Annotated in this window: 7 protein-coding genes and 2 pseudogenes; 8 read left to right on the plus strand and 1 reads right to left on the minus strand. The window is 68.2% G+C overall.

Annotated features, from left to right (window positions below; all coding sequences use genetic code 11):
• The first annotated feature begins 150 nt into the window (after nt 1-150).
• From ACWCPM_RS30110 to ACWCPM_RS30125, 4 genes and pseudogenes are all read left to right on the plus strand, one after another.
• Entirely contained in the window at nt 151-681 is a 531-nt protein-coding gene (locus tag ACWCPM_RS30110; protein WP_450979414.1) for a hypothetical protein, read from the plus strand.
• Nucleotides 682-1266: 585 nt separating this feature from the next.
• A pseudogene (locus ACWCPM_RS30115) lies at nt 1267-1488 on the plus strand (telomere-associated protein Tap); the annotation flags it as partial.
• A gap of 12 nt (nt 1489-1500) precedes the next feature.
• The gene (gene tpg, locus ACWCPM_RS30120) at nt 1501-2073 is read left to right on the plus strand and encodes a telomere-protecting terminal protein Tpg (protein ID WP_450979415.1); all 573 of its coding nucleotides are present in this window, start codon (nt 1501-1503) and stop codon (nt 2071-2073) included.
• A gap of 1 nt (nt 2074) precedes the next feature.
• On the plus strand, nt 2075-2209 hold the full coding sequence (locus ACWCPM_RS30125) for a hypothetical protein (RefSeq protein WP_450979421.1): 135 nt from the start codon (nt 2075-2077) through the stop codon (nt 2207-2209).
• A 182-nt stretch (nt 2210-2391) separates the two neighbouring features.
• Here ACWCPM_RS30125 and ACWCPM_RS30130 read toward each other — a convergent pair.
• Nucleotides 2392-2520: pseudogene (locus ACWCPM_RS30130) on the minus strand (Zn-dependent oxidoreductase); the annotation flags it as partial.
• 131 nt (nt 2521-2651) lie between these two features.
• On the opposite strand from ACWCPM_RS30130, the gene ACWCPM_RS30135 reads away from it, so the two are divergent.
• The 4 genes from ACWCPM_RS30135 to ACWCPM_RS30150 all read left to right on the plus strand — a co-directional run bounded on the left by ACWCPM_RS30135 (nt 2652) and on the right by ACWCPM_RS30150 (nt 6805).
• Nucleotides 2652-3224, plus strand: coding sequence for a helix-turn-helix domain-containing protein (locus ACWCPM_RS30135; protein WP_450979416.1), 573 nt, complete (start codon nt 2652-2654; stop codon nt 3222-3224).
• A 19-nt stretch (nt 3225-3243) separates the two neighbouring features.
• Entirely contained in the window at nt 3244-4305 is a 1062-nt protein-coding gene (locus ACWCPM_RS30140) for a threonine aldolase family protein (protein WP_450979417.1), read from the plus strand.
• 582 nt (nt 4306-4887) lie between these two features.
• The gene (locus tag ACWCPM_RS30145; RefSeq protein ID WP_450979422.1) at nt 4888-6249 is read left to right on the plus strand and encodes an MFS transporter; all 1362 of its coding nucleotides are present in this window, start codon (nt 4888-4890) and stop codon (nt 6247-6249) included.
• A 4-nt stretch (nt 6250-6253) separates the two neighbouring features.
• A complete protein-coding gene (locus tag ACWCPM_RS30150; RefSeq protein ID WP_450979418.1) occupies nt 6254-6805 on the plus strand; it encodes an isochorismatase family protein in 552 nt (183 codons plus the stop codon).
• Nucleotides 6806-6909: the final 104 nt, after the last annotated feature.

Below are 6909 nucleotides of genomic sequence, written 5' to 3' on the forward strand. Positions count from 1 at the left end.
CGCAGAGCACGTTTGAGAGTCCGGCAAGTGGCCCCGCGGCCGCCGCTTCCGCCCGTGAGAAAGACACGGGGAACGAGCCGATTCGCTCGCGTACGGCGATGGTATAGGCGCTCCGACTGGGCCAGGCACACCGCTGTGCTAGCCGCTGTAGTGGCCGCCGCCAGCCTTGCCATCACAGCGTGGGGGACGTTCAAGGCCGCTCAAGTTGCAAACGATCAGTTGGCACAGTCCAAGGAAGACAGCGAGATGGAGGAGCTGAGTCCGGCATCACGGGTGACGATGTGGGGGGATGGGCGGAGCACTGTTGTGGCCAATCGCACCCTGGACCCTGTCTGGGTCTCCCTGTTCCTCGATAACGAGAGACAGCGGGAAATGAACGCGGGACGCGCCACTTACATCTTCTTCGGCGTAGTTCCCCCGTGTACTGCGGTGCAGGTCCCCAACAAGCTTGTCCACGGCGCCGCCTCTTCCTTCGATCCGGTCCCTGACAGGGACTGGGTCTTTCAGGGCATGCACTTCCTGACGATGGATGGCCGCCCTTGGGTGCGTTACAGCACTGGACGACTGCTCAAGGACGTCTCCTCGCCCCCGATGGCCATGCAGGTGTACCAGGAGACGGGGGGCCTGGTTGCAGACAGCAAGGCGAAGGCGAGTCAGCTCCCAGAGTGCAGAGCTTCCTAGCGGGCTCAAGATCGTTCTTGCCCAATTGGGCAAGCGCCCCGGATCAGCTTCCTGGCATGCGCGGCCGTCGCGGGGCGGGCCCGCTCTCCTCGACGACGTTGGTGTACTCGCGCAGCACCGCGAGGACGCACGTGTCGTCGTCCGGCGACAGTCGCCAGGGGGCCGGTCGGTGACAGGGCGATGGTCTCGCCCTGGTGGAGCTCCACCAGGGCCGCGGCCCGGTACGACCCGATCATCGGGCGGTTTGCCCGCCCGGTGATCTGCACGGTGTAGGTAGCACCGTCGTCGAACGAGCTGGTGACGGTGAACACTTCCTGCCTCCTTACCTGGTGGCCATCAGGTAAGGAGGAACGCGCGCAAGTCGTCGTCCTGGTACCAATCGCCACTGAACATCGCCTGTAGGGACCGTGCGAGGGTGTCACCGGTCTCCGGTTGCGTCTGCTGCCGCCGCAGGAGCCGGTCCAGAGCGCTCGGCCGCATCCGGCGGGCGCCGGGCCGGCCGGTGTGCGTCCTGCCGAACCAGAACGCCCTCTGTGCGGCGTCCAGGTCGCCGAGGTGACGGGCGAAGTGCTGCGCCAGGGCGACGCCGCGAACGGACCGAGCCCGCTGGACTTCCTGCCTTACCGGGAGGGCAAGCCGCTGCCCGGCGGCTTCAAGCTCGGCATCAACCCGGGCCTGGTCAAGCACGAGGGCACCTAGAGCGTGCTGTGGGGCGAGGAGGTCCGGGAGCGGTTCAACGCCCCGGAGCTCAACCTCGCCCGGTACATCAAGGACGGCACCGTCACCGACGTCGACAACGGAGAGTAGGAGAGAGCGACGATGACCCTGTTCGGGGACGGCCTGGACAAGGCGGTGCAGAAGGCGTTCACCCGCCCGGCCCCCAAGAGCGCGGGTGCTCAGATGCGGTACTTGGTCAAGCAGCTCAAGGGCACCAAGGCGGTCGCCGAACTGCTCGCAATGTCCCAGCGCCAGGTGGAGCGGTACGTCAAGGACGAGGCCAAGAAGCCGCGCCCGCAGCTCGCAGCCCGCCTGGAGCGCGAGGTCAAGGCACGGTGGCAACCGCAGATCTGCGCCCAGGCGCGGCAGAAGGCGGCGACCACCGGCGGCATCGTCATCGACACCCGCGCCCGGATCGGCTACAAAGCGCCAGTCTGCACCACTGACCAGGACCGGCTCCGTCACCTGACCGTGGCGCTGCCACCGCAGTACACCGCCCGCGCCAGAGGCGGCGCGCCTGGCCCCGCCGCATGTCCTTGGCCCGCGAGCGCCGTCGGGCACGAAGGGAGCGCGCCTGGCTCCCTGGCACGCACACCGCTCTGGACGACGGGGGCCCGGCGGCGCGCAGGCGCCGTTGGCCACACTGGTGAGCCTGCATCATGGCACCACTCATGACGTGCTGGCCTGCTGGTTCTGCGTGGACCGCTCCACCATCACGCGCGCCATCGGCGAGGTGCGGCCCCTGCTCGCGCAGCTGGGATGCACCGACGCGCCGGAGCACCCTTCGAGGGCGCGGACGTGCGAGCCGTAGATGGCGCAGTCGACCATCTCCAGCAGACCCGCCGCCGGCAGCTCAGTGAGCAGGCGGCATGCTGTCGGGGCCAGAGACCGGCTTTGGTCCAGTCCCGCAGCCGGCGCCAGGCGGTCACGCCGGAGCAGCCCACGAGCTGGCGCGGTACATCGCGCCAGCTATCGCACCTGCCGGAACTGGCGGTTGAGGGAGGCGGCCTTGACGTTCACGGTGACCCAGCCGGGGCGGGCCTCTGGGGCCGGGCGTTCGCCCAGCTCGAGGCCGTTCAGCGGCTGGTCACGGTCGATTCGGGCAGCGTAGGCAGCGAACATGATCCCGACGCTACCGCCGCTACCAGGGCAAAATCTCTAGTCCGTTCGGTTTAATGAACGGGGGGTGCGTCATATCCGCCCGTACGTTATAGTGAACGTATGGTTCATTCACGCTCCGCTTGGGGTGGCCGATGACGCCCCCGTCCAGTCGCCAGCCCGTCAGCAGTACCGCGGCCGCGGTCGGCGCGAAGATCCGCCTGCGTCGTCAGCAGCGCGGGATGAGCGCGGCGGAGATGGCCCGGCGTGCCGGGCTGAGTAAGGCCACGCTCTCGCAGCTCGAATCGGGCAAGGGCAATCCGACGATCGACACCCTGGACGCGATCGCGATCGCTCTGCGGATCCCGATCGCCGACCTCCTGGCCCGGGACGCCGATACCGGTCCGGTGTACCGGCCGGCCACCGAGGCCGAGCCCGGCGAGGTGACCCGGGAGCTGCTGCGGCGCATCAGCAGCGGCAACAGCCTGGAGATCTGGCGGCTGCGGATCCAGCCCGAGACGGAGCTGGCCGGTGTCCCCCACGCCACCGGCACGATCGAGCACCTGCTCATCTCCAGCGGCTCGGTCACCGCGGGCCCCGTCGACGCCCCGCAGGACCTCGGGCCCGGCGACATGCTCGCCTTCGCCGGGGACGCCCCGCACTTCTACCGCACCGGCGCCGAGGCCGTGGACATCACGGTCGTCTTCGCCTCCCCGATCATCACCTGACCAGCAAGGAAGCCCCCACGTGAGCACGACCCCCGCCACCACGCCCTCCGGCCTGTCCTTCATCAGCGACAACATGGCCGGCGCCTCCCCGCAGATAGCCCGCGCCGTCGCCGACGCCGCCCTCGGCCAGGTCCTGCCGTACGGCAACGACCCCTTCACCGAACGCGCCCGCACCCGGCTCGCCGAGATCTTCGAGCACGAGGTGGACGTCTTCCCGGTCACCACCGGATCGGCTGCCAACGGCCTGGCCCTGGCGGCCCTGACCCCGCCGTGGGGCAGCGTCCTAGCCCACCGCGACAGCCACATCCACCACGACGAGTGCGGGGCGCCGGAGTTCTTCACCGGCGGCGCCAAGCTGGTTGGCCTGGACGGCGGCGACAGCAAGCTCGACCCGACCGCCCTGCGGGCGGCGGCCAGCAGGCGGGCCGGTGACGTGCACAGCGTGCAGCCGTCGGTGATGAACATCAGCCAGGCCACCGAGTCCGGCAGCGTCTACAGCATCGCCGAGATCCGCGAACTGACCGCCATCGCCAAAGACGCGGGCCTGCGCACACACATGGACGGCGCCCGCTTCGCCAACGCCCTCGTCCACCTGGGCACCACCCCGGCCGAGATGACGTGGAAGGCAGGCATCGACGTCCTGTCCTTCGGCGCCACGAAGAACGGCGCGATGACCGCGGACGCCATCGTCTCCTTCGACCCCGCGCTCTCCACGGAGCTCGCCTTCCGCACCAAGCGGGCCGGGCAGCTCACCTCGAAGATGCGCTTCCAGACCGCACAGATCGACGCCTACCTCACCGACGACCTGTGGCTGGACAACGCCCGCCAGGCCAACGCAATGGCCACCCGCCTCGGCGACGGCCTCAAAGCCATCCCCGACACGGGCCTTCTGGCGGTCCCGCAGGCCAACATCCTCTTCTGCCGGCTGCCCCAGCACGTCACCGACGGCCTCCTCGCCGAGGGCTACGCCTTCTACCACGACCGCTGGGAGCCGGGCATCGTCCGCTTCGTCACCGCCTTCTCCCACAGCGCCGAAGACATCGACCAGCTCCTCGAAGCAGTCCACCGCCACACCCGCTGACCGCGGCACCGCACAGCTCTCCACTCCGACCTCGGCGGCAACCCGCCCGGGCGTCGTTCAGCCGGACCGGCCGACCGCCGCGGGCTGAGGGGCAGAGTCTCCTGGGCTGAGGCCAGGAGACGACCCCGATCCTGCCATACGCGCGCATCGGGCGGTCCAGAAGGTCTGGAATGGCCGTGACGGTTGTATTTATCTCGCTTCGTGTACTTGCTTCCCACCTGGTGCTACTTCCTCTGGAACCTCAAGATCCCAGTCTCCAGAGTCCACGATCAAGGGGAAGCTTCAGCCCGATCCAACATCCGCTTCGCGGACAAGCGCATCGCGGACCTTGAAATCCGGCCCTGGCGAAGGAAGATGGGGCGCAGGCTGCCTCATCCACCCAGTGACCGTCAGGGGCGTCAGTCCAACGGTTCGCTCCCGCGCCCACCCACCAGGACTTCTCCAAAAAACTGGCCAGAACCGGAGTTGGGCCGTACTTTGCTGCCGGTGACAAGCGACCCTTGTGAACCGTCGGATCCCCTTTCCACCCCCGGGCTCTACTCCCGTTCGTATCTGGCGGTCACCGCGAGTTTCGCCTCGGTAATGTTCTTGACCGGGTTCGCAGCGCTGGCGGTGATGCCGTTGCTGCCGGTGGCGGCCCGAGACCTCGACGGAGTCGGTCTCTACCCGCTAGTGGCAGGGGCGTTCGTGGCGGCGAGCCTGCTCGGTGGTGTGCTGGGCGGGACATGGGCGGATCGCGGCGGGGCCCGGCAACCGCTGACAGCCGGGGTGATCCTGACCGTCGCGACGCTCCTCGTCTCCGCAACCAGTACCACCATCTGGCAACTGGTCCTGGGACGCTTCACCGACGGGATCGCGGCGGGCCTGGTAGCGGTGTCCGTCAACGCGGCCATCGGGCAGTCCTACCCGGATCACCTGCGCGCCCGCGCATTGTCCCTCATGAGTGCGTGCTGGATTGTGCCGTCACTAACCGGCCCCCCGCTCGCCAGCTTCGTGGCCGCGTCGTGGTCATGGCGAGCGGTGTTCTTCGGCGTCGCTGGGCTCACCCTTATCCCTGCCGCGGCCGCTGTGCTGCTCCTTCGCGGACGACCAGAGCCGGGAGCATCGCAAGAACCTGGAAATCCCGAGGCACCCGTGCGGCGGCCCGCCCTGTCCGCCGCAGTAACAGTGAGCGTCGCCGCGGCTCTCACCCAGTACGGCGTTTCCACCTGGAATGTATGGCACGCGGTGTGCGCGTCGATCGGTGTAGTGGTGCTTGTGACGTTTGCCCCGAGGCTGCTGCCCCCGCACACCTGGCGAGCCGGGGGCGGATTGCCCGCCACGGTGCTCCTGCGCGCGCTGACCTCGGGCGCGTTCTTCACGCTGGAAGCCTTCGTCCCGCTGATGCTCAGCACAGACCGACAGGTGCCAGGCGTTGTTACAGGGTTCGCGTTCACCGGGGCGGCACTTGCCTGGGCCGGAGCCTCCTGGATGCAGGGTCGCCTGCAGAACCGGGTGTCGCGGCACCGGCTGGTCACCATCGGGGCCGGAATTATGGCGGCCGCGGTGGCGGTGGCGGCACTGTGCACCATGCCGGCGGTGCCCCCGGCCGCGGCGGCGTCTTCGATGGCGATAGCCGCCTTCGGCATGGGGCTCGCGACGCCGTCACTCACACTGCTGTCGCTCGCGCACACTTCGGCCGACAGACAGGGCTATGCAAGCGGTGCGATGCAGACCTCGCAGAACCTCGGCCAGACCCTGGTCCTGGCCGTGACATCGGCTCTGTTCACGGCAGTCTCAGCGGCGTCAACGAGCCGCCTCCCGGCATTTGCCGGAGCATTCGCGCTCCTGATCCTTCCGATTGCGGGTGCCGTCTGCCTGGCAGGCCGGACGCGCGTCACGGATGCAGGCCAACACGATGCCTCGGGACTGTCCGTCGCCGCGGCAGAAGGACAGCTACGGTAGGCCGATGCCACCGACGCCGCACCGTGCCGCGCTCCTCGTCATCGACATGCAGCACAACATGAGGCCCATCATGCACCGCCCTGACCAAACCGTCGGAACCATCGCGGGGCTCAGCTCCCGGGCGCGTGCCGCGAACGTTCCCGTCATCACGGTTCAGCAACAAGGATGCGGAGATGCCTTGCCCGGACTGGCGCCGTGGAACGGAGAGCCGGTGGTGACAAAAACCTGTGCGGACGCCTTCCTGGACACCGATCTCGACGAGACGCTGATCCGGCTCGGCGTCACCGAGGTCCTGGTCACTGGTTTTGCCACCGAGAACTGCGTGGAGACGACTGCCCGCCAGGCCCTCAGCCACGGCTACGACCTGGTGCTGGTGGCGGACGGACACACCACATCGGTCCGCTCCCAGCCAACGGACTTCGCCCTTCCAGACCAGTCGATCGCCCATCACAACGAAATCTACCGGCACATCGACTTTCCTGATCGCAGCGTTCGGGTTCTGCCTGCCACAAAGATTGACTTCATAGCGCCGAAGCTGGATGCACCGCTCATTTGACAGACCCTCAGCTTGGCGTTTAACCTCGGTGGGCTTGGTGTTTCTTGATCGACTCGGCGCGCTTGACGGTCTTGCCGACGTCGTGGCGCTTGGCGCGCTGCTTG

It is taken from the genome of Streptomyces sp. NPDC002309, assembly GCF_053593375.1.

What these genes read in the sequence shown, in the direction of transcription:
- ACWCPM_RS30135 (WP_450979416.1), top strand. Translation starts at nt 2,652, where the DNA reads ATGACGCCCCCGTCCAGTCGCCAGCCCGTCAGCAGTACCGCGGCCGCG.
- ACWCPM_RS30150 (WP_450979418.1), top strand. Translation starts at nt 6,254, where the DNA reads ATGCCACCGACGCCGCACCGTGCCGCGCTCCTCGTCATCGACATGCAG.
- tpg (WP_450979415.1), top strand. Translation starts at nt 1,501, where the DNA reads ATGACCCTGTTCGGGGACGGCCTGGACAAGGCGGTGCAGAAGGCGTTC.
- ACWCPM_RS30145 (WP_450979422.1), top strand. Translation starts at nt 4,888, where the DNA reads ATGTTCTTGACCGGGTTCGCAGCGCTGGCGGTGATGCCGTTGCTGCCG.